The organism is Paraburkholderia sp. SIMBA_030, assembly GCF_046535245.1.
Lineage (GTDB): Bacteria > Pseudomonadota > Gammaproteobacteria > Burkholderiales > Burkholderiaceae > Paraburkholderia.
This window is the reverse complement of record NZ_JAWRXB010000004.1, coordinates 401899-420519: the sequence shown is the minus strand read 5'-3', so window position 1 is coordinate 420519 and position 18621 is coordinate 401899. Positions and strand designations below refer to the sequence as shown.

The 18621-nt window shown below is 61.4% G+C and carries 22 protein-coding genes and 2 pseudogenes; 16 read left to right on the top strand and 8 right to left on the bottom strand.

The features are described 5' to 3' along the window. The first annotated feature begins 856 nt into the window (after positions 1–856). The 3 genes from SB772_RS09515 to SB772_RS09505 all read left to right on the top strand — a co-directional run bounded on the left by SB772_RS09515 (position 857) and on the right by SB772_RS09505 (position 2019). Positions 857–1234: a hypothetical protein gene (locus tag SB772_RS09515; protein WP_410832989.1), complete on the top strand. Its 378-nt coding sequence runs from the start codon at positions 857–859 to the stop codon at positions 1232–1234. Positions 1235–1237: 3 nt separating this feature from the next. After that, on the top strand, positions 1238–1579 hold the full coding sequence (locus SB772_RS09510; RefSeq protein ID WP_410832988.1) for a hypothetical protein: 342 nt from the start codon (positions 1238–1240) through the stop codon (positions 1577–1579). Between the two features lie 224 nt (positions 1580–1803). Further along, positions 1804–2019: a CDGSH iron-sulfur domain-containing protein gene (locus SB772_RS09505; RefSeq protein WP_172176735.1), complete on the top strand. Its 216-nt coding sequence runs from the start codon at positions 1804–1806 to the stop codon at positions 2017–2019. Between the two features lie 59 nt (positions 2020–2078). Here SB772_RS09505 and SB772_RS09500 read toward each other — a convergent pair whose 3' ends face one another. Both SB772_RS09500 and SB772_RS09495 read right to left on the bottom strand, forming a co-directional pair. Then, positions 2079–2678 (bottom strand): DUF1571 domain-containing protein, encoded by a 600-nt coding sequence (locus SB772_RS09500; protein WP_410832987.1) that lies wholly within the window; start codon positions 2676–2678, stop codon positions 2079–2081. An 8-nt stretch (positions 2679–2686) separates the two neighbouring features. Beyond that, positions 2687–2983 (bottom strand): SDR family oxidoreductase, encoded by a 297-nt coding sequence (locus SB772_RS09495; protein ID WP_410833009.1) that lies wholly within the window; start codon positions 2981–2983, stop codon positions 2687–2689. A gap of 132 nt (positions 2984–3115) precedes the next feature. On the opposite strand from SB772_RS09495, the gene SB772_RS09490 reads away from it, so the two are divergent. From SB772_RS09490 to SB772_RS09470, 5 genes are all read left to right on the top strand, one after another. Beyond that, positions 3116–3475, top strand: coding sequence for a class II aldolase/adducin family protein (locus tag SB772_RS09490; RefSeq protein WP_410832986.1), 360 nt, complete (start codon positions 3116–3118; stop codon positions 3473–3475). A gap of 134 nt (positions 3476–3609) precedes the next feature. Beyond that, entirely contained in the window at positions 3610–4599 is a 990-nt protein-coding gene (locus tag SB772_RS09485) for an ABC transporter substrate-binding protein (protein ID WP_410832985.1), read from the top strand. Between the two features lie 99 nt (positions 4600–4698). Beyond that, on the top strand, positions 4699–5337 hold the full coding sequence (locus tag SB772_RS09480; protein ID WP_410832984.1) for a chromate transporter: 639 nt from the start codon (positions 4699–4701) through the stop codon (positions 5335–5337). Positions 5338–5342: 5 nt separating this feature from the next. Beyond that, positions 5343–5870 (top strand): chromate transporter, encoded by a 528-nt coding sequence (locus SB772_RS09475; RefSeq protein ID WP_410832983.1) that lies wholly within the window; start codon positions 5343–5345, stop codon positions 5868–5870. A gap of 10 nt (positions 5871–5880) precedes the next feature. Next, positions 5881–6234: a DUF6880 family protein gene (locus SB772_RS09470; protein ID WP_410832982.1), complete on the top strand. Its 354-nt coding sequence runs from the start codon at positions 5881–5883 to the stop codon at positions 6232–6234. Positions 6235–6403: 169 nt separating this feature from the next. On the opposite strand, the gene SB772_RS09465 is transcribed toward SB772_RS09470, so the two are convergent. The 4 genes from SB772_RS09465 to SB772_RS09450 all read right to left on the bottom strand — a co-directional run bounded on the left by SB772_RS09465 (position 6404) and on the right by SB772_RS09450 (position 8056). Next, the gene (locus SB772_RS09465; RefSeq protein WP_410832981.1) at positions 6404–6799 is read right to left on the bottom strand and encodes an addiction module antidote protein; all 396 of its coding nucleotides are present in this window, start codon (positions 6797–6799) and stop codon (positions 6404–6406) included. Positions 6800–6891: 92 nt separating this feature from the next. Further along, a complete protein-coding gene (locus tag SB772_RS09460; protein WP_410832980.1) occupies positions 6892–7317 on the bottom strand; it encodes a hypothetical protein in 426 nt (141 codons plus the stop codon). 74 nt (positions 7318–7391) lie between these two features. Further along, positions 7392–7748, bottom strand: a complete 357-nt coding sequence (locus tag SB772_RS09455) for a type II toxin-antitoxin system HigA family antitoxin (protein WP_168788769.1) — start codon at positions 7746–7748, stop codon at positions 7392–7394. Positions 7749–7753: 5 nt separating this feature from the next. Next, positions 7754–8056, bottom strand: a complete 303-nt coding sequence (locus SB772_RS09450; protein WP_410832979.1) for a type II toxin-antitoxin system HigB family toxin — start codon at positions 8054–8056, stop codon at positions 7754–7756. A gap of 720 nt (positions 8057–8776) precedes the next feature. Here SB772_RS09450 and uxuA point away from each other — a divergent pair. The 4 genes and pseudogenes from uxuA (at position 8777) to iolB (ending at position 12194) form a co-directional block, all read left to right on the top strand. Beyond that, complete coding sequence (uxuA, locus tag SB772_RS09445; RefSeq protein WP_410833008.1) at positions 8777–9829, top strand: mannonate dehydratase; 1053 nt, start codon at positions 8777–8779, stop codon at positions 9827–9829. Continuing rightward, positions 9816–10799 (top strand): mannitol dehydrogenase family protein, encoded by a 984-nt coding sequence (locus SB772_RS09440; protein WP_410832978.1) that lies wholly within the window; start codon positions 9816–9818, stop codon positions 10797–10799. Before uxuA ends, SB772_RS09440 begins: the two co-directional genes overlap by 14 nt. Further along, positions 10793–11308, top strand: a complete 516-nt coding sequence (locus SB772_RS09435; protein ID WP_410832977.1) for a hypothetical protein — start codon at positions 10793–10795, stop codon at positions 11306–11308. Before SB772_RS09440 ends, SB772_RS09435 begins: the two co-directional genes overlap by 7 nt. Before the next feature lie 55 nt (positions 11309–11363). After that, a pseudogene (gene iolB / locus SB772_RS09430) lies at positions 11364–12194 on the top strand (5-deoxy-glucuronate isomerase). Between the two features lie 16 nt (positions 12195–12210). On the opposite strand, the gene SB772_RS09425 reads toward iolB, so the two are convergent. After that, positions 12211–13206 (bottom strand): LysR substrate-binding domain-containing protein, encoded by a 996-nt coding sequence (locus tag SB772_RS09425; protein ID WP_410832976.1) that lies wholly within the window; start codon positions 13204–13206, stop codon positions 12211–12213. Positions 13207–13393: 187 nt separating this feature from the next. Between SB772_RS09425 and SB772_RS09420 the strand changes: the two genes are divergently transcribed. From SB772_RS09420 to SB772_RS09410, 3 genes and pseudogenes are all read left to right on the top strand, one after another. Then, positions 13394–14560 carry a M24 family metallopeptidase gene (locus SB772_RS09420; RefSeq protein WP_410832975.1) on the top strand — a complete coding sequence of 389 codons (1167 nt, stop codon included), beginning with the start codon at positions 13394–13396 and terminating at the stop codon, positions 14558–14560. Positions 14561–14649: 89 nt separating this feature from the next. Then, positions 14650–16035 carry an MFS transporter gene (locus SB772_RS09415; RefSeq protein ID WP_410832974.1) on the top strand — a complete coding sequence of 462 codons (1386 nt, stop codon included), beginning with the start codon at positions 14650–14652 and terminating at the stop codon, positions 16033–16035. 84 nt (positions 16036–16119) lie between these two features. Next, positions 16120–16386 (top strand): annotated as a pseudogene (locus tag SB772_RS09410) (ATP-binding protein); the annotation flags it as partial. Between the two features lie 373 nt (positions 16387–16759). On the opposite strand, the gene SB772_RS09405 reads toward SB772_RS09410, so the two are convergent. Beyond that, complete coding sequence (locus tag SB772_RS09405) at positions 16760–17707, bottom strand: LysR family transcriptional regulator (RefSeq protein WP_410833007.1); 948 nt, start codon at positions 17705–17707, stop codon at positions 16760–16762. 99 nt (positions 17708–17806) lie between these two features. On the opposite strand from SB772_RS09405, the gene SB772_RS09400 reads away from it, so the two are divergent. Continuing rightward, complete coding sequence (locus tag SB772_RS09400) at positions 17807–18562, top strand: SDR family oxidoreductase (protein ID WP_410832973.1); 756 nt, start codon at positions 17807–17809, stop codon at positions 18560–18562. Positions 18563–18621: the final 59 nt, after the last annotated feature.

Below are 18621 nucleotides of genomic sequence, written 5' to 3'. Positions count from 1 at the left end.
AAAGCAGTCCCCGGCGGAAGCTGGCCCTAGCCAGCAAGACGCTCCAACGAGCGTTCGCTTTCAACTGGAGCGAAGGACACCTCTGTTGGATCGAAGACGGGTATTGGCGACACGCTGCATGCGACGGTGACGTTTTGGCGATCGACAGGGCCGCCCGATTTGTCTCCAAAGCCGACGTTCGTGGCAAAAAGATATCGGTATGCGAACGGCCGCTTCGGCCGAGTACTCGCCGGGCAGCTCGGCGGCGTGAATGGCGGTTGCACCTTGGAAGCAGCCGTTGCGATGGGGCGAGCTCGAACGACGGCTCAGGGTTTTTGACCGGACATGGAGCACTCGTCGGCCGGTCATCGTCGGCCTTTTCGGTCATTTGCACTTTTCCGGTAACCATCATGGCGAGTGACCGCTTCGGCGCGTCACATCCGCGAAACCTGTTGCCGAGCAGAAGGTAGTCCAGGCTTCGTGGCCCGGCAAGGCTGCGCACATCTCCCGTGGTTCACCGCTGGCGGTCAGCGTCGCTGCGTGTGGCTACTCGCAGATAAACCCTTGATTCACAGTTTGCAGCTTTCGCGCGGGATTCCGCTGCGCGTTTCACAGTGGTGGGGCGCATCGCTGACCGAAGCCACGGACGCAGGGAACTGATCGTTGATAGCCCAACGCCCGGGCCTCGGGGACACATCGGAGCAGGCGAACGATTATGGCCTACACTAGAAAACGGTCTTTGCGTGCCCGGGCGCCGCTTTGACGCAATGCAACGTCGTTGGCAGCCGATTGAAGCAGGCGAAGGGCCATGGCACGGGCAACACGCTGTCAACTGCTGCCCGAATTCATCTGGAACTGATGTTCAGGAGGGGGCATCATGTTGCAAGCCAGTGAAATGCAAAAGCGCTTTACTCATCTGCAGCAAACCGTCAGCGAGGCATCACAGACCTGCCATGCCGTCGCGACGATTCCAAAGGACTTGATGAAGTGGGTGGATGAGCTCGATAACGAATGCAAATCGGCAAAGAAGGTCATGTCGTCCAGGGATGAGGATCGAATCCGGCAATGGGTCGATGATCTCGAACAAAGCGACAGCATCGTCCCCGCGCGCTTCGGCGAGGCGCTCTACCACGCGCTGGCCGATCCGAAACAACTGATGGTCGTGAAGGCGGCTGAACATAACGACTGGATTGGGCACATCGTCGATACCTGGTGGCAGGGGGCGATCGGCTTCCTGCTCGCACCTTCCCATTGAAATATGAAATCCCGCTCTGTCCCGCCCAGGTGGGAGCGATTTTACGTCCTCGATGAGAAGAGCAGGCCCATCGAGGTGTTCGACCGCAGCGAGTGGTCGCGCTGGATGTCTGAGAACGAACTGATCTTTCGTCGCACGTTGCTGGAAGAATCCGGCGTGGCGGTCACGACCCGCTTCTGCGGTGTGTCCGAAACGAGTACCGGGGAGGCCCCGTTGTTCGTGACGCGCATCGCCGGAATGCGAGCGCGAGACAACAAGAGCTATAGAGCAGGTACGCTCGATGAGGCGCTGGAGCAGCATGAGCGTATCGTACAGAAAATCCTCCGGATGCTGACCGGGCGGTGATCGCCACAGCGCGACGATTCTCCACGGCCGTAGCCACGCCTCGCGGATTTCAGCCTCGCCTTCTCCACGAGTTAAAGTTCGTCCAGACGTCAGCCGATAATCATGCTGATCTCATCGTCAACCTCACACAACTGACCTCTAACGAACCACCATGCTCTACGACAGCACCAACCCGTTTGCAAAAATGCTGCGCGGCGTCCGGTTCAACGCCATGGGAGACGCAAATGCCAACTGCTATCGTCACGCCGATCAATGACGGCCCATACCGCATCCAGGGTGAATTCAGGATCACCACTCAGGGCGGTAAGCCTATCGAGGTGAGCAAGGATGAAGTCTGGCTATGCCGATGCGGTCACTCAAACAACAAACCGTTCTGCGACGGTTCGCACAAGAAGGCCGGGTTCGCGAGCAACCTTGACGAGAAGCCTCAGGAAGGCTGACCGGCAGGAAGCCGCCGCTCGCGAACGGTGGTGCGTGACGCGGGCAGCATGCGGAAGGGTTATAGAAACGGCTCGATTTCAGGCAAATCGACGCGAAGGTCTTCCATCAGCACCGTTTCGATCAGTTCGCCGCGCCCGTCTGCGCTGATCACCTTGATCGGCAGACCGGTCATCACGTCGAGCCACAGCTGATAGCAGCCATCGCCGGCCGCGTCGTGCTCCGGCGCGCCCGAGATGACCAGATGTACGGCGTGGCGCGAGCCAACCGCCTCGTGGCCCGCGATTTGCGTCTCGCCATGGCGCTGAAGTTCACGGACATGCCCCAGCAGGGCGCCGATATCGGAGCGATCGATACGGTGAGCGTTCGGGCCTTGAATCAATGGATTGTCGGGTGCGAGCGCAAGCCGCGGGAACGTATGAAAGCCGAATGGCCAGAGCGTCGCCTTGTCCGTCTCCGGATTGTAGGCGAGGACGGCGCCTGCATGCGGGCGGATGAAGTCCATCCGGATGAATCCCGGCTTGCGGTAGCAATAGCGGACTTCGACTGGAACGCCTCCGGACGGTGTCGACCGGACCGTCGTCTCGTAATTCGTCAGCGCGTCGAATCGGGCTTGGGCATCCGCGATGAGATCGGGCGCCGCAAAGAGGCAATCTGTCATGGTGCGCGTCAATGAGTTGCCGACACGACCTGCCCGGTGATGTCTTCTTCCACGCACTTGCGAAACGCATGCGCGACGACCGACGCGCGCACGCCGTCGTTCGGATTGCGCCCCATTGCCTCAAGCGTTTCGGCCACCCAGCCCGGACTCACGACATTCACGCGCAGCCTGTCTTTCAGTTCGAGCGCCGCCGCGTGGGCGAACGCTTCCACGCCGGCATTGACGATGCTCACCGCTGCGCTGCCCGCGATCGGGTGATGCGCGAGCACACCGCTCGTCAACGTGATCGAGCCGCCCTGTTTGATGCTCGATACGCCGCAGCGAACTCGCGAGAGACATGCTTCACCTGACTAAACGACCGTGGAGTAAGTCAACTGGCTGTCGAGCCGGATTTCGCGTGTTCTGCCGCCACGCCGCCCAGATCGTGCGTACCGGGCGTGGTATCGAGCTGCCATTTCGCCGACGGCGTGCCTTACTACACCGACACGATGAATCTGATCCGCACCCAGGACATGGGCTCCGGTGTCGCGCGTGCGCTCGGGCCATGCAAGGCGGTGCTGATGCGCAATCACGGTGTCGCGGTCACTGGCCGGTCGATCGAGGAATCGGTCGTGCTCGCGTTGCTGCTCGAAAACGCTTGCCAGATCCAGTTGCTGACGCAAGCAGCGGGCGGCGTGGGCGACGGCTTTTCGGACGAAGACATCAAGCGGCTGCACGAGACCGTGACGCGCCCTGAGCAGTTCGCCGTCAACTTCGAATTCCTGCGGCGCAAGGTTCATCGCAATCTCGTGCGTTGAACCGGGCGGCGCGTTCAAGCTCCGGCCGCAGTGGCCGAGCTGTGCTGCGCCGAGCTGCATTCTGTTAGCCATTTTTTATCTCCTTTCTTTACCCCGCTTCTTTATTCGCTTCTTTACTCGTCAGCCAGCCCATCATGAACGGAAAACTCAATCTCTCCATTGCCACCGGCGACTACGACCGCACCCGACCGCTTATCTCCGGTCAGGTCCAGATGGACGGCGTCGACCCTGTCTTCATGACGCTCTCGCCTGAAGAAATGTTCTTTCGTGCGTTTCGTAACGAAGAGTTCGACATCAGCGAACTGTCGTTCTCCAGCTATACCGTGAAGTTCTCGGAAAGCACCTGCCCGTATATCGCGGTGCCCGTGTTTCTGTCGCGCGCGTTCCGTCATACGTCGATCTATGTGCGCACCGATCGCATCAAACGTCCGGAAGACCTGAAGGGCAAACGGATCGGCCTGCCCGAATATCAACTCACCGCGAACGTGTGGGCGCGCGCGATCCTCGAAGATGATTTCGGCGTGAAGCCGGAAGACGTCACATGGGTGCGCGGTGGCATCGACGAGCCGGGCCGGCCGGAGAAGATCAAGCTGCGGTTGCCGCCCGACGTCCGTCTCGAGGCCGCGCCCGAGGACGACACGATTTCGGCGATGCTCGATCGCGGCGACATCGACGCGTTCATGGCACCGCGCCCGCCGTCATGCGCGGGCAAGAACCCGAACGTCGGCTGGCTTTTCCCTGATCCGACCGAGGCCGCGAAGGACTACTATCGCCGCACGCAGGTGTTCCCGATCATGCACGTGGTCGGCATTCGCAAGACCCTGGCCGAAGCGCATCCGTGGCTGCCTGCGGCCGTGCTGAAAGCGTTCGGGCAATCGAAACAGATTGCGCTCGACAAGCTGTCCGATACGTCGGCCACGAAAGTGACGTTGCCGTTCGTCGAAGAGCAGTTGAAGGCAGCACGCGAATTGCTCGGCAACGATCACTGGCCGTACGGTGTACCGGCTAACCGCAACACGCTCGAGACGTTCCTGCGCCATCACCATTCGCAAGGGTTGTCGAAGCGCCTGTTGTCCGTTGAGGAAATCTTCCATCCGGCGACTTACGAAACGGCCAGGATCTGAAGATCCGGTCACGCGGACGGGGACGGCCGAGCGGTTGCGTTCCCGATTTGCGCTGTCGCTATTATCCGGCGCATAGCCAACGATCGAGCGGATTCGCAGATGACAGTACCGATGCTTGACCCTGTCGGCAGCCCGCTTGCCGAAGCGCACGACAACCCGCATGGCGCGGCACTCACACGGCCGCGGCCAACGCTCAGCCATCTGTTCGGTGCCTTCTTCATGATTGGCCTGACCGGCTTTGACGGCGTGTTGCCATGGGCGAGACGCATGCTGGTTGAAAGGCGCCTCTGGCTCACCGATCGTGAGTTCACCGAGTTGCTGCCGCTAGCGCAACTGCTACCCGGACCGAACGTGTCGAACATCGCGACGATACTCGGGCGTCAGTACCACGGCGCGCTCGGCGCGACAGCGGCAGTAGGCGGACTGTATCTTGCGCCGACCGTCTTCACGTTCAGCCTTGGCTACGCATACGCCCGCTGGGGCGACGCGCCCGTCACCGCGCATCTGCTCGCGGGCCTGATGCCGGTCGCGACCGGTCTCGTGGTCGCCACCGTGGCGAAGCTGATTGCGAGCCTGCCGCGTGACTGGCGAAATGCGACGCTGGTGCTGGCAACATTCATCGCAATCGGTGTGCTGAAGTTGCCGTTGCTGCTCGTGCTCGCCGTGCTGGGTCCGTTCGGCACATGGCTGATGCTGCGCGCCATGCTGACTGGCCGCGCAACGCGTCGAGAGGAGTGAGCACCATGTGGGTGACGCTCGGAGATCTGTCGCTGCATAGCGCGCTGTGGTCGCTGCTCGCCGTCGGCGGGATGAATGCGACGCTGGCCGATATCCAGCGCTATGCGGTCGATACGCGGCACTGGGTGACCGATCAACAGTTCGTCACGTTCTTTTCGATCACTCAGGCGTCGCCTGGACCGAACGGTATGGCTGTTGCACTGATCGGCTTCCAGGCGGCGGGTCTCGCCGGCGCGCTGGTCACGACCTTCGCCAAGATCATTCCCTCCGCGTTAGTCGCCTATTTTGTCAGCGACTGGATCGAGCGGCGCAACCATTCGGCGCTCATCACGGCAATCCGGCGCGGTTTGGCGCCGGTCACGGTCGGCCTGCTTGTATGCGCGGCGTATGTGTTTGCGCGGCAAACCGATGTGAACGCAGGACGTATTTTGCTGACGATCGTCACAGCGGTGGTGGCTTACCGGTCGCGCTTCAATCCGATCTGGCTCGTGGTTACAGGAGCAGTGTTCGGGTTGACTCAGGTCGTGAAGTGAATCGGATGGTTTGGCCAGAACGATATTTGAACGCACGGCCGAAGAGGGATGGGAGATCAGTCAAGTCTTCGATCGGGCCTACTGCGATATGGTGAACCTGAGCGTCAATGCAGACATCGAGCCGGTCGTGTTCGCAAGAAAGGTTGTCGCAGCGATAATCTCCGACCAGTACGGAGAGTATGGTGCCCTGGTTCCGGCTATTGTATCCGTTCAACCTCGGGCGCTTGCCTACGTCTATGAGCTGAAGGCGTTGCTCCTGCGATTGCAGGAGCAACCACACGGAGGGATAGACGGCTCGTACGCTGAGCATGGCCACGTCCTGCAACGAGGCTTGCATGAACTGGATTCTCCTTCTGCAACATAGACCGGTCAGAAGTCCTCAAGCGTTTGCTGCAGCGGCGGGACCCTCTATAACGTCGAGGCTTTGGCACTTGTGGGGGGCGAGGAACATAGGTTCTACGCCGTTTATCTGTCGCAAGAAAAGCCCGCGCGGCCGGTTCGGCGGATCGTGAGCTGGGTGGACGGATTGGGCGTCAGGCGTGTGCTGCGCTGCTGGCTCGGGTACGGCTCTTCGAGCTCGCGCTGCCCGCTCGCTTTGCGGCTGGCCGTGCTTTCTTTGCCACTACGGCCTTCGTCGCGGCTTTGGCTTTGGCGGCCGCCTTCGGCACTGCTTCGGGCCTTGCCAGAGTGAGGTGCAGGCCCATCGCCCCGATCACCTTCATGATCGTCGCGAACTCGACATTTCCCTTGTTGGAGAGCGCGCGGTACAACGCTTCACGCGCGATGCCCGACTCGCGCGCGAGTGCCGTCATACCACGTGCCTTGGCAACGTCGCCAAGTGCCGCTTGGATATCGACCGGATCTCCGCCTTCAAACGCCGCCATCCACAGCCAGTTGGTAGTGGCCTGATGCCGTGGGCGAAGCATCATGCGATGCTTGGCCGCAGCCAGTGAGGATCAGGGATAGCGCAATAGGGATGAGTTTCATATGGCTTTTCCTCGGTATTTCGGGCCACAGCTGATTACTCTGCGCCTGGCGCTTCCTTGTCCAGTTCGTTGTAGTCCTCGGCGGGGTCATCGCCGACCACATCCTCAAATTCGAGCGATTCGGGGAAGACGTCGAGCGCTGCCTCAGTTAGTTCCTCGGCCAACGCGTTGATCGAATCGATCCATTCCTTCGTCGCGATTCCCTTGTCTCCGTTCCGCCAGTTCGCCGACCTATCATCGAATTCGTCTTCAAGGGCGCGATGCACGTCATCGATCATGCCCCGCGCCGCATTGACCTTTTCGTTATATGCGTCCACGTCTGGTTGCAGCTTCGCACGTGCCGCGGCAACCGCCTCATTGAACACACGCACAGACTCTTCCAACGTGCTCCGCTGTGCCGTCAGTTCGCCGAACGCTGCATCGATGCGCTTCCGATCGGCGGCCTTGATCTTGAATGCCATGCTTGTCCTCTTTCGCGATACCCAAGTCCTGCTACTGGGCGGCGAAACTTAACTGATGATCGCAAAGGCTTTTCCTAGGCGATGAGTACTTCAGCTGGAATCTTCAACTCGCGATTCAGACGGCGAATCATGGCAAGGCTTAGCCCGCGTTTCCGATTGAGCACTTCGTAGACTCTGTTCAGGTTGCCAAGATACGGCTGCATGTCGCTGGCAGACAGTCCGGCCTGCTCCATGCGGAACTTAATGGCCTCAATGGGATCGGGAAGATCGAGCGGAAAGTGCTCAGCTTCATAACGCTCCACCAAGGTGGCCAACACCTCCAAACGGTCTCCTTCCGGAGTGCCGGGAGCCGGGTCGGCGTCGACCAGACCAGATACTGTCTGCAAGGCTTCTTTGTAATCGTGTTCGTTGTGAATTGGACGGATTTCCATCTTGGTCACTCCACTTCTACGGTTTCAGCATCAATCCTGTCGTACTCACCATGCGTTCCGACGAACTTGATGTAGACGACCCCGATGCGATACGCGACCGCAACAATCAGCCTGTAGTCGTTTCCCTTGATGTTGAATACCACACGGTTTCGGCCAACAAAGCTCGCGGTCGCATATCTGGCCTTTATGTCCTGCGGCGTCATCCAGACGGCCTTTACCGCTTCCTCATGCCATGCCAGCATCGACTGCCGCGCGATCGGATGCTTGTCGCAGAATGCCAGGAGGACTTTTTTCGCAATGATTCGCATCGATGTATCTTAGTCCCATTTTGGGACTAAGGCAAGTGTCAAACCTCGGTCACGGTCCTTGAACTCGGAACACCCGCCGGGGGGGCGACCTCTATTGCGAGCAGGTTTGCGAACATATTGCCGAAAATCGCTTCGCGCGCCATATGAAGTCCGCGTTCCTCGGAAAATGCGTCCTTCGGGGGCAAGGTACGCGTTTATCCCCTGCAGAGCCTAATCGCTTTGTTCATCCCTCATGTACAGCCTTGCCACACCTGAGTCGTGGTCGACGCGGGCCGCCGCCCACGCCGTCGTTGCACAAGATCTTCAACCACATCCTGCAATACAAACTGCTCGAACTGCGCCAGGCTCAATTTCGTTGGAATCGCTTGCCAGCATGTTGACATCGCAAAAAATGTAATGCAGGTGCACTGGATCGATCCCGAAACCGGCGAGATGGTGAACAAGCTGTTTCTGACAACAGACGGGCGGCAATCTTGCAGATCCATATATTCCATAATCGTATAGATATAGCGTTATTTTTCATTATAAAGGCATGTCGATCGCCGCTAGTATGCAGACTCCCGGCTGTGCCCCATGCGTGAACCCGACAGGCGCACGGAGTCCAGACGCCGCCTCGCCGCGCTGGGCCGATGCGGAAGGGCCGAACCGACCATTCATTGATGCGCTGCCTGCGTCGTCGAAGGCGAGGCGAACGTGCGAGGAGGAGACTCGATCGTGAAAATGACCTTTCGCTGGTATGGCGACACGGACCCCGTGCCGCTGGCTTATATCCGCCAGATCCCCGGCATGGCCGGGGTCGTCTCGGCGATCTATGACGTGCCTGTGGGCGAGGTGTGGCCGATCGACAGGATCCTGTCGCTGAAGGAGAAGATAGCGGCTCACGGGCTGACACTGGAAGTGATCGAAAGCGTGCCGGTGCACGAGGACATCAAGCTCGGCAAACCGACGCGCGACACGCTCATCGCCAACTACGGCCAGACGCTGCGTAACCTCGGCGCCTGCGGCGTGAAGGTGGTCTGCTACAACTTCATGCCGGTTTTCGACTGGACCCGCACCTCGCTGGAAATGCACCTGCCCGATGGATCGACGACGCTAGCGTTCGACACGCAAGCGATCCGCGAGCTCGACGTCAGCCAGGGTATCCAGCTGCCCGGCTGGGACGCGAGCTATCGGCCCGAGCAGTTGAAAGCCCTGCTGCGCGACTACGAAGCGCTCGACGAAGCCGGCCTCTGGGCCAATCTCGACTACTTCCTGCGTGCGATCATTCCGGTGGCCAAAGAAGCCGGCATCAAGATGGCGATCCACCCCGACGATCCGCCGCGGCCGATTTTCGGGCTGCCGCGCATCGTGAAGAATCGCGCGGACCTGCAGCGCGTGCTGGCTATCGTCGACGATCCTGCCAACGGCCTGACGCTGTGTTCGGGGTCGCTGGGCGCGGACCAGCAGAACGATATTCCGGCACTGGTGCGCGAGTTCGGCGCGCGTGGCCGGATTCATTTTGCGCACCTGCGTAACGTGCAAACCAATGCCGCGGGCGATTTTCATGAGACCTCGCATCGCTCGCCCGACGGCTCGCTCGACATGGCGGAAATCGTCAAAGCCTATTTCGAAACCGGCTTTGAAGGCTATGCAAGGCCGGACCATGGGCGAATGATCTGGGGCGAAACGGGCCGCGCCGGCTATGGGCTGTTCGACCGCGCGCTGGGTGCGGTCTACCTGAACGGCATCTGGGAAGGCCTCGCCAAACATCCGGCCTGTCATGCGGCTGAGTAATGCCGCCCTGGCTTCGCTCGCGGCGCGCGCCGCTGTCAAAGTCGTCGTTCCCACCTACGATCGCGCGAGCCTTGCACCGGGCATCGTCCATCTGGGCCTCGGGGCGTTTCATCGCGCGCACCAGGCCGTGTACACCGAGCACATGCTGCGCGCTGGCGATCACCGCTGGGGCATCGTCGGCGTGTCGTTGCGGCGTGCGGACACGTCGGAGGCGCTCACTCCGCAGGATCATCTGTATGCCGTGGATGTGCGCGACGGCACCGCGGATTCGTTCCAGGTGGTCGGTGCGCTGATCACTTCGCTGGTCGCGCCGCAGTCGCCAGCCGCCGTGCTCGATGCGATGACCGATCCGCGCTGCCATATCGTCAGCTTGACGATCACCGAGAAAGGCTATTGTCGCAATCCGGCCAGCGGCGCATTGCAGTTCGATCATCCCGACATTGCCCACGATCTGCGCGAGGCCGCCGCGCCGCGTAGCGCGATCGGCTTCGTCGTGCGCGCGCTGGCGCTGCGCCGCGCGGCCGGTTTGGGCCCGTTTACCGTGCTGTCGTGCGACAACCTGCCGTCCAACGGCGAAACGATGCGCGCGTTGACGCTGGCGTTCGCGCGCGAAGCGGATCCTGTGCTGGCCGACTGGATCGAGCGAGAGGGCGCGTTTCCCAACACGATGGTGGATCGGATCGTGCCGCTCACCACCGACGCCGATCGCACGCGCGTCGCGAAGCAGCTCGGTGCCGACGATGCTGGGCCGGTGATGACCGAGCCGTTTTCGCAATGGGTGATCGAGGACCGCTTCGCGGGACCGCGGCCTGCGTGGGAGCGCGCAGGCGCGACGCTCGTGGGTGACGCGCGTCCCTATGAGCAGGCCAAATTGCGGATGTTGAACGGCGCGCATTCGGCGCTCGCGTACCTCGGGTCGCTGATTGGCTATGACACCGTGATCAGGCGATCGGCGCGCCGGCCGTGCTGAACTTTGTCGAAAGCATGTTGCGCGACGAGGTGGAGCCGATGCTATCGCGACCCGCTTTGGCCACCTATCGCGCTGAACTGTTCACGCGTTTTCGCAACACCGCGCTCGATCACCGCTTGCAACAGATCGCGACCGACGGCTCGCAGAAACTGCCGCAGCGCTGGCTGGAAAGCGTGCGAGCCAACCTGAAAAGCGGCGCGCCGACCGAACGTCTCGCCTTTGCACTGGCCGGCTGGATCGCGTACCTCAGCGGTCAGGACGAGACAGGCCGCACCTATGCCATCGCGGATCCGCTCGCCGACACACTGACCGAGGCGGTCCGCTCGACCGTGCACGCGGATGCCATCAATGCGGTACAAACACTATTCGAAATCGAGTCGATTTTCGGATGCGATCTGCGCGCGCAGCCGCCCTTCGTCGCGCAAGTCGCACGCCATCTGGCGGCGATTCGCGCACAAGGCGCCGTCAAAGCCATGGACGCTTGTACCGCTTCACGGCCATGCACGTAGCCGCAGCGACCGCAGCGTTCTACCGGGTAGCAGCCCTAAATAACTGGAGGAAGACATGAGCGACCTGCTCGTCAAACCGTCAAAACATTCCGAAGACGGCCAGATCATCCATATCACGCCGGCGAGCGCCGGCTGGAAATAAGTCGGCTTCGATGTTTTCGACCTGAAGCTCGGCGCCACGGTCACACAGGAGACGGGCGATCGCGAAGTCGTGATCGTGCTCGTCAAGGGGCACGCAACAGTCGGTTGCGAAGGGCTCGCGAGCCGCGCGATCGGCGCTCGGATGTCGCCGTTCGATGGCGCGCCGTGGTCCATGTACGTGCCGCCGCATACGCGCTACACGATCGTGGCCACGGACGACGTCGAACTCGGCATCTGCTCCGCGCCCGCGAAGGGCGGGCTGCCGCCGCGCTTCATTGCACCTGACGAGGTCAAGCAGGAAACCCGCGGCGCCGGCGCCAATCTGCGTCACGTACGCCACATCCTGCCGGAAACCGAGCCGGCGGAGAGCTTGCTGGTGGTGGAATCGGTGACGCCCGCGGGCAACTGGTCGAGCTACCCGCCGCATCGGCACGATACCGACGATGGCGAGCAGCAGACCTATCTCGAGGAAACCTATTACCACCGCGTCTCGCCGCCGCAGGGCTTCGCGATTCAGCGCGTCTATACCGACGACCGCAGTCTCGACGAAACGCTCGCGGCGTACGACAAGCATGTCGTGCTGGTGCCGCGCGGCTATCACCCGGTTGCCGCCGCTCACGGCTACGACCTCTGCTACCTGAATGTGATGGCCGGTCCGCGTCGCACCTGGCACGTACACAACGAGCCGGCTCATGAATGGTTACTACAACCCGGCGCAAGCGTCGCGGTGGACGGCGCGCGCTGAGTCCCGTTGCGGTAAGTCAGTCGCTGTCGGCGTCGGCGCCTTGGGTGTCGAATCCGGCGACCTCGCGCAGCGCTTGCAGCATTGCCCGCGCGCCCGGCGAGAGCCTTTCGCCGCGCCGTGTGACGATGCCCGCCGGCCCGAGCTTCAGATCGAGTTCGAACGGTAGCGGTCCGAGCTCGCCAGCAATGCAATACGGCCGCACCGGCTCGCGCGCAAGCGGCGCGATCATATCGCTCATCTGCAGCAGACTCGTGATGACAGGCAGCGATGAGCTCTCGACCACATCCGTCGGCAACGCGAGCTGCCGTTCGAGAAAAAGTTGCGTGAACTGATTGCGCATCACGTTGCCTTTCGGCGGCAAGATCCACGTTTGCGTCGCCAGTTCGTTCCAACTCAGCGTCTTGCGCTTGACGAGCGGATGGCCAACGCGTGCGAACGGCGCGTGCTGTGCTTCTGCGAGCGGGGCGTAGTGCAGTTCCGCCAGATCGTCCGGATTGCGGATTCGCGCGACGATCATATCCAGCTTGCCTTCCTGCAGACGCTGCACCAGCACCTCGCTGAACTCCATCTCGATGTTGACGCGAATCTGCGGAAAGCGCTTCTTGAGCAGCGCCACCGCTTGCGGCACGAGGTTGGTGGCCGCCGTGACCTCGGTGCCGATCATCGCCTGCCCGGTCAGGCCGGCTTTGAGCGCGGACACTTCGTCGTACGCGTGCTGCAACTCCGCCAGCACGCTGCGTGCATGGCGGATCAGAACCTCGCCGTACCAGGTGGGCTCGACACCGCGCGGATGCCGTTCGAATAATTGCACACCCATCGTCTCTTCCAGTTCCCGCAGCAACTTGGTCGCCCCGGGCTGCGTCATGTGCGCGGCGTCCGCCGCGCGCAATACCGAGCGATGGGTGTCGAGCTGAACGATCAGGGCCAATTGGCGTGTCTTCAGACGCGTGGGGTCGAAGCGGCCCGTCGCGATGGCCCCCGCGCCGTTGTCCGGATGAATGGCCGCGGTCATGACGTCGTCTCCATATATTCCGTATCGATATAGATTTTGAGTTATTTTTCATTATAAAAGCATATCGATAGATTCTACTATGCAGAAGACGTCCTGCATTCCAAGGCGGGGCGGATTCCCATCATGGGCATCGAGACCGGCTGCATCCAGCATCCGCGCATGCAGCCGCACAGGAGACGAAGAAGCAATGAACACCCGTACCGCAGACATCCCGCCGGAAGGCATCACTACCGACGAGTTCCTCGGCCGCGTCGCCAAGGTCCGCAGCGCACTCGATAAGGCGGGCCTGGTCGGCCTGCTCGCCTTCGGCGATTGCTGGCGTGGCGCGAACATCGGCTACTTTACCGAATTCCGTCCGCTCGACGGCGTATCGGACATTGCCAACGCGATCCTGCTGCTGCCCGTGGACGGCGACCCCGTGCTGTTCGTGTCGGATCAATGCTTCGATTACGCGACGAGCGTGACCGCCTTCGAGGTGCGCAGCCTGCGTGAGGTCACGCAACAGGTGCAGGCATTTTCGGCACGGCACCGCAGCGGCACGGTCGGCCTCGCCGGCGCCGCCTATATCCCCGCGGATCTGTTGAAGCGCCTGAACGCCGGTCTCGGCGAACTGAAGCTAGAACCGACGATGGTGCTGGCCGAAATCAAGGCGATCAAGAGCGACGCCGAAGTGGCGCTGATGCGCAAAGCCGCCGCCTTGACCGATTCGGCGATGGCCGCGATTCGCGACGCGCTCGCCGACAGCCGTCCCTACACCGAGCGTGAACTCGCCCTAATCGCCGACCGCGCGATGCTCGCGGGAGGAGCAGACCGGACCGCGTTCGATTCGATGGTGCAATCCGGTCGGCGCTCGGCGTATAACCTGGCGCGCCCCACCGACCGCATCCTGCAACCGGGCGACCTGATCATGACCGACATCGGTGCGCGTTATCGTGGGTACGTGGCCGATGGCGGACGCGGTTTCACCTACGGTCCGGCGAATCCCGAGAAGATGGCGATCGTCGCGGCAGCGGCGCGCGCGGTCGAAGCGGGGCTGGCCGCCGCGCGTCCCGGCATGGCGGCCATGGAACTGAACGCGGTGATCCAGCAGGCGCTGGTGAAATCGAACTACGAGCAATACTCGAGCGAAGCGCGCGGCCATGGCACCGGTCACGGCACCGGCATGGACCCGGAGGAAGAAGCGCCGTGGATCGGGCCGGGCAACAAGACCGTGCTGCAGGAAAACATGGTCTTTACCCTGAAGGCGACGATCACGGTGCCGGACGTCGGCGGTTTGCGCACGGAACGTATCGTGCGGTTGACCTCGGGCGGCGTCGAAATGCTCGACCAGTTCCCGATGGAACTGCACTGGTGAGCACAGTGAATTTATCGTAACGTGCCGGCGGACCCGCGCCGCCGACACGCAGCAATTCAAAACATAGATTCCCAGAGAAGGGGGGAGACATGAATACATCGCCCGTTTCATCCGGCAACGCGCCGGTTATCAGCCGTTCGGCCGTCAACCGTGTGCTGGTCGCTTCGGTAGTCGGGACCGCCATCGAGTGGTACGACTTTTTTCTCTATGCCACCGCTTCGGCGCTGGTCTTCGCCAAGCTGTTCTTCCCCTCGTTCGATCCGGTGGTCGGCACCATCGCGGCGTTCGGCAGTTTTGCGGTCGGCTATTTCGCACGACCTTTCGGCGCCGTGTTTTTCGGGCACTTTGGCGATCGCATCGGACGTAAGGCGACGCTCGTCGCGACGCTGACGATCATGGGCGTCGGCACCTTCGTGATCGGCCTGCTGCCGACTTACGCCTCGATCGGCGTCTGGGCACCGATCCTGCTGGTGGCGATGCGCTTCCTGCAAGGGCTTGGCGTCGGCGGCGAATGGGGCGGCGCGGTGCTGATGGTGGTCGAAACGGCGCCGGCCAGCAAGCGTGGCTTCTTCGGCGCGTTCCCGCAATTGGGCGTGCCGCTCGGGCTGATGCTCTCGACCGCGGTGTTCAAAGCCGCGTCGAGTCTGCCGTCGGACGCGTTCTATTCCTGGGGATGGCGACTGCCGTTCCTGCTGAGCGTCGCGCTGATCGCGGTTGGCCTGTTCATCCGCCTGCGCGTCATGGAGTCACCAGTATTCGAACAGATCAAGGCGAGCAAGCAGGTCGTGAAGGCGCCGCTGATCGAATTGCTGCGCCGGCATCCGAAAGACCTCGTGCTGACGATCGGCACGCGCTTCGCGGTCGACATTACCTTCAACGTGATCAACGTGTTCGTGCTGGTCTATGGCACGACGCGGCTCGGCTTGTCGCGTGGACTGCTGCTGAACGCCATCATTCTCGGCTGCGGCTTCGCGCTGATCACGCTGCCGCTGTTCGGCAAACTGTCGGACGTGATCGGACGCCGGACCGTCTTCATGCTCGGCGCGGTGTTCGTGGCGATCTACGGATTTGCGTTCTTTCCGTTGCTCGAGACACGCAATCCGAGCTTGATTTTCGTGGCGTACGTCTGCGGTATCGCGTTGAGCCAGGCGTCGGTGTACGGCGTGCAATCGACGTGGTTTGCAGAACTGTTCGGTACGCGGGTGCGCTATACGGGTGCGTCGCTGCCGTATCAGATCGCCGGCATCATCACGTCCGGGCCGACGCCATTGATCGCCACCTATCTGTTCGCCACGTATGGCCAGACGCTTCCTATTTCGATCTATATCGCGGCGACGGGGTTGCTGAGCCTGGTGTGCGCGTTTTTTCTCGCCGAGACTTTCAAGCGGGATCTGTCAGTGGAGCCGGAAGATGAAGCGGCCGCAGCACTGGGTGCGCGTGCGTGCGCGCACTCGCCGCATCCTCTGTCGCGCTGAGCGCAAATCGATCCGGCTGTGACGTCGTGTATGACTCTAGCGGTAGCCGAACGCATCGGGAGCTCCGACCCTTGAGTCGGGTAACAGGCGTCCCGGTTACTCGGTGCGTTGCTCGAACATGAACTCGCCGAGCGCGCCAAACGAAGAATCGAGCGTCATCGTGCCGAGTCACATCTGGATCCGACCAAGACGCTCGCCACCTTCGACTTCGGTGTTGTGCCTATGGTCTCGAAGGCGCATGTGATGGCGCTGGCCACCGGCGATTCGTGGCTTGAGAAAGGTGCCACGATTCTCCTGTTCGGGCCGCCTGGAGGCGGGAAAAGCCATCTTGGAAGCGCAATCGGACATGCTGATTTGCCTCGTCACCTCGTGTCGCTCCCGCCGGACAATCCGGCGGGTAGCAAACTACGTGAGGCAACAGGTCAGCGCGAGTTGCAATTCTGATGAGTCAATGCGTACGACAAGTCGTCGGCCATCAGGCACAGAATCGTGTGCCGTCAGCGACTACCGGACCGTCTTCCGTTTTCCGGATTTTCAAATATGCACGCTTTTCGCAGGACAACGCGAACACGGAGCGTTTCTCGGTACAGCGGGTCTTCACTGGCGACGCTTCACTGAGATCACCCAAGATCCGTCCATTTTCTGAGCGAATGCACGTCCTCCCCCAAATGCGTCGTGAACGCTTTAACGTGACAGCGCCTTTGGAAAGAGTTGCAATCACCGGCTAGCGATGGCTAGGCGGCTTCCAGCCCATCAGCGTCTCGGCGCTCCATTGCGCCGGGGTGAGTCTGGAGATGAAGAAGTCGGCCAACGCGCTAACCTTTGCTGGCCGTGCGCGAGCAGTGGGTGTGACGAAATACAGCCCGCCTTCGGGCAAGCGCCAATCGGTCAGAATCGGTTCAAGCTGTTTGTCGGGGAAATACTGCGTCGCAACGAACTCGGGAAGCTCAGTAATGGCAAGTCCCGCGAGGAGCGTGGGCAGTAACGCTTCCACGTTTGTTGCCCGCAACGCCCCGGTCGGGGTGATCGCGCATTCCTCACCGCTTTTGTGGATAAAACGCCAAACGTCCCGCTTGCTCCTGTTGGCGTAGGTAAGGCACTGGTGCGCGCCAAGATCATGGGGGTGCTGCGGGCGACCATAGCGAGACAGATAGGTTGGAGATGCCACGACAAACCGGCGCACGGGTGCGATGAGACGTGCAGCGAGTGACGAATCTTCCATGATGGCGATACGGAGGGCGGCGTCAAAGCCATCACCGATCAGATCAGCATGGGCGTCCGTGAGATGAAGTTCCACGGAAATATCCGGATAGGTCCGGAAGAACTCCGGCAGCAGTGGGGCAACCCAGCGCGCGCCGAAGGACAGTGGCGCAGCGAGCTTGACCAGACCACGCGGTCGGCTTGACGTCTCACGTGCGATATCCTCCGCTTCTTCGGCGTCGGCGTAGATTTTCGCTGCGCGCTCGGCGAGCATATGGCCGTAGTCCGTGAGCGCAAGTCGTCGGGAAGTGCGGTTAAAAAGCCGTCCCCCCAATCGCTCCTCGAGGCGGGTGACAGCCCGGGAAACTGTGGCAACGGAGACGCCCATTGTCGCCGCCGCAGCAGCGAATGAACCTTCTTCGGCGACCTTCGCGAACATCGCGAATCCTTCAAAGTCAGGCAACTTTGACATCGACAATCCTGCAACGATGGTTTTCAATCATTTCTATTTCGAAAAGTAGCATGCTGCCATAGATTTGTCTCATCGCATAGCTATGCATGGAGATAGATCATGGTACGCAAACTCGAAGGAAAGATAGCCGTCGTCACCGGCGGCACAACCGGTATCGGGCTTGCCACCGCCAGGCGTTTTGTGGGCGAGGGCGCGCGGGTTTTTGTGACCGGCCGTCGCCAGGCTGACCTCGATGCCGCCGTTGCGGCGATCGGGCCGAGGGCGACCGGTGTGCACGCCGACTCCGCCAATCTTAACGACCTCAACCGGCTCTACGAGCGCGTAAAGACCGAAGCAGGCCGCATCGATGTGCTGTTCGTCAATGCAGGTGGTGGATCGATGTTGCCCTTGGGGGCGATCACTGAAGAGCAGTATGACGATACGTTCGATCGCAACGTGAAGGGCGTGCTCTTTACGGTGCAGAAGGCGTTGCCGCTCCTCGTCGATGGCGCCTCGGTGATACTCACTGCGTCGAACGTCAGCATCAAGGGCACGCCGGCGTTCAGTGTCTATAGCGCCTCGAAAGCCGCGGTGCGCAATTTCGCCCGGAGCTGGACGCTCGACCTGAAGTCTCGCGGCATCCGCGTGAACGTCATCAGCCCGGGCCCGATCAAGACACCAGGCCTTGTCGATCTGGCCGGCCCCGATACCGCGCAGCAGCAGAGCATGCTCGACTACATGGCGTCGACCATCCCGCTCGGGCGTCTCGGCGATCCCGACGAAGTCGCGGGTGTCGCTGTCTTTCTCGCTTCCTCAGATTCGAGCTTCATCGCTGGTACGGAGATCTTCGTCGATGGTGGACAAGCTCAGATTTGACGTGAGGTCCTGAAGCGGCCGGGCGATTCGATACCGGCCACTCAATTCCAACAGTACGC

Bases quoted from the DNA above. Each gene is read 5' to 3' on its own strand.
- uxuA (WP_410833008.1), top strand. From the start codon at position 8,777: ATGACCTTTCGCTGGTATGGCGACACGGACCCCGTGCCGCTGGCTTAT.
- SB772_RS09510 (WP_410832988.1), top strand. From the start codon at position 1,238: ATGAAATCCCGCTCTGTCCCGCCCAGGTGGGAGCGATTTTACGTCCTC.
- SB772_RS09475 (WP_410832983.1), top strand. From the start codon at position 5,343: ATGTGGGTGACGCTCGGAGATCTGTCGCTGCATAGCGCGCTGTGGTCG.
- SB772_RS09515 (WP_410832989.1), top strand. From the start codon at position 857: ATGTTGCAAGCCAGTGAAATGCAAAAGCGCTTTACTCATCTGCAGCAA.
- SB772_RS09465 (WP_410832981.1), bottom strand. From the start codon at position 6,799: ATGATGCTTCGCCCACGGCATCAGGCCACTACCAACTGGCTGTGGATG.
- SB772_RS09505 (WP_172176735.1), top strand. From the start codon at position 1,804: ATGCCAACTGCTATCGTCACGCCGATCAATGACGGCCCATACCGCATC.
- SB772_RS09500 (WP_410832987.1), bottom strand. From the start codon at position 2,678: ATGACAGATTGCCTCTTTGCGGCGCCCGATCTCATCGCGGATGCCCAA.
- SB772_RS09400 (WP_410832973.1), top strand. From the start codon at position 17,807: ATGGTACGCAAACTCGAAGGAAAGATAGCCGTCGTCACCGGCGGCACA.
- SB772_RS09415 (WP_410832974.1), top strand. From the start codon at position 14,650: ATGAATACATCGCCCGTTTCATCCGGCAACGCGCCGGTTATCAGCCGT.
- SB772_RS09420 (WP_410832975.1), top strand. From the start codon at position 13,394: ATGAACACCCGTACCGCAGACATCCCGCCGGAAGGCATCACTACCGAC.
- SB772_RS09455 (WP_168788769.1), bottom strand. From the start codon at position 7,748: ATGGAAATCCGTCCAATTCACAACGAACACGATTACAAAGAAGCCTTG.
- SB772_RS09405 (WP_410833007.1), bottom strand. From the start codon at position 17,707: ATGTCAAAGTTGCCTGACTTTGAAGGATTCGCGATGTTCGCGAAGGTC.
- SB772_RS09485 (WP_410832985.1), top strand. From the start codon at position 3,610: ATGAACGGAAAACTCAATCTCTCCATTGCCACCGGCGACTACGACCGC.
- SB772_RS09425 (WP_410832976.1), bottom strand. From the start codon at position 13,206: ATGACCGCGGCCATTCATCCGGACAACGGCGCGGGGGCCATCGCGACG.
- SB772_RS09440 (WP_410832978.1), top strand. From the start codon at position 9,816: ATGCGGCTGAGTAATGCCGCCCTGGCTTCGCTCGCGGCGCGCGCCGCT.
- SB772_RS09460 (WP_410832980.1), bottom strand. From the start codon at position 7,317: ATGGCATTCAAGATCAAGGCCGCCGATCGGAAGCGCATCGATGCAGCG.
- SB772_RS09450 (WP_410832979.1), bottom strand. From the start codon at position 8,056: ATGCGAATCATTGCGAAAAAAGTCCTCCTGGCATTCTGCGACAAGCAT.
- SB772_RS09480 (WP_410832984.1), top strand. From the start codon at position 4,699: ATGACAGTACCGATGCTTGACCCTGTCGGCAGCCCGCTTGCCGAAGCG.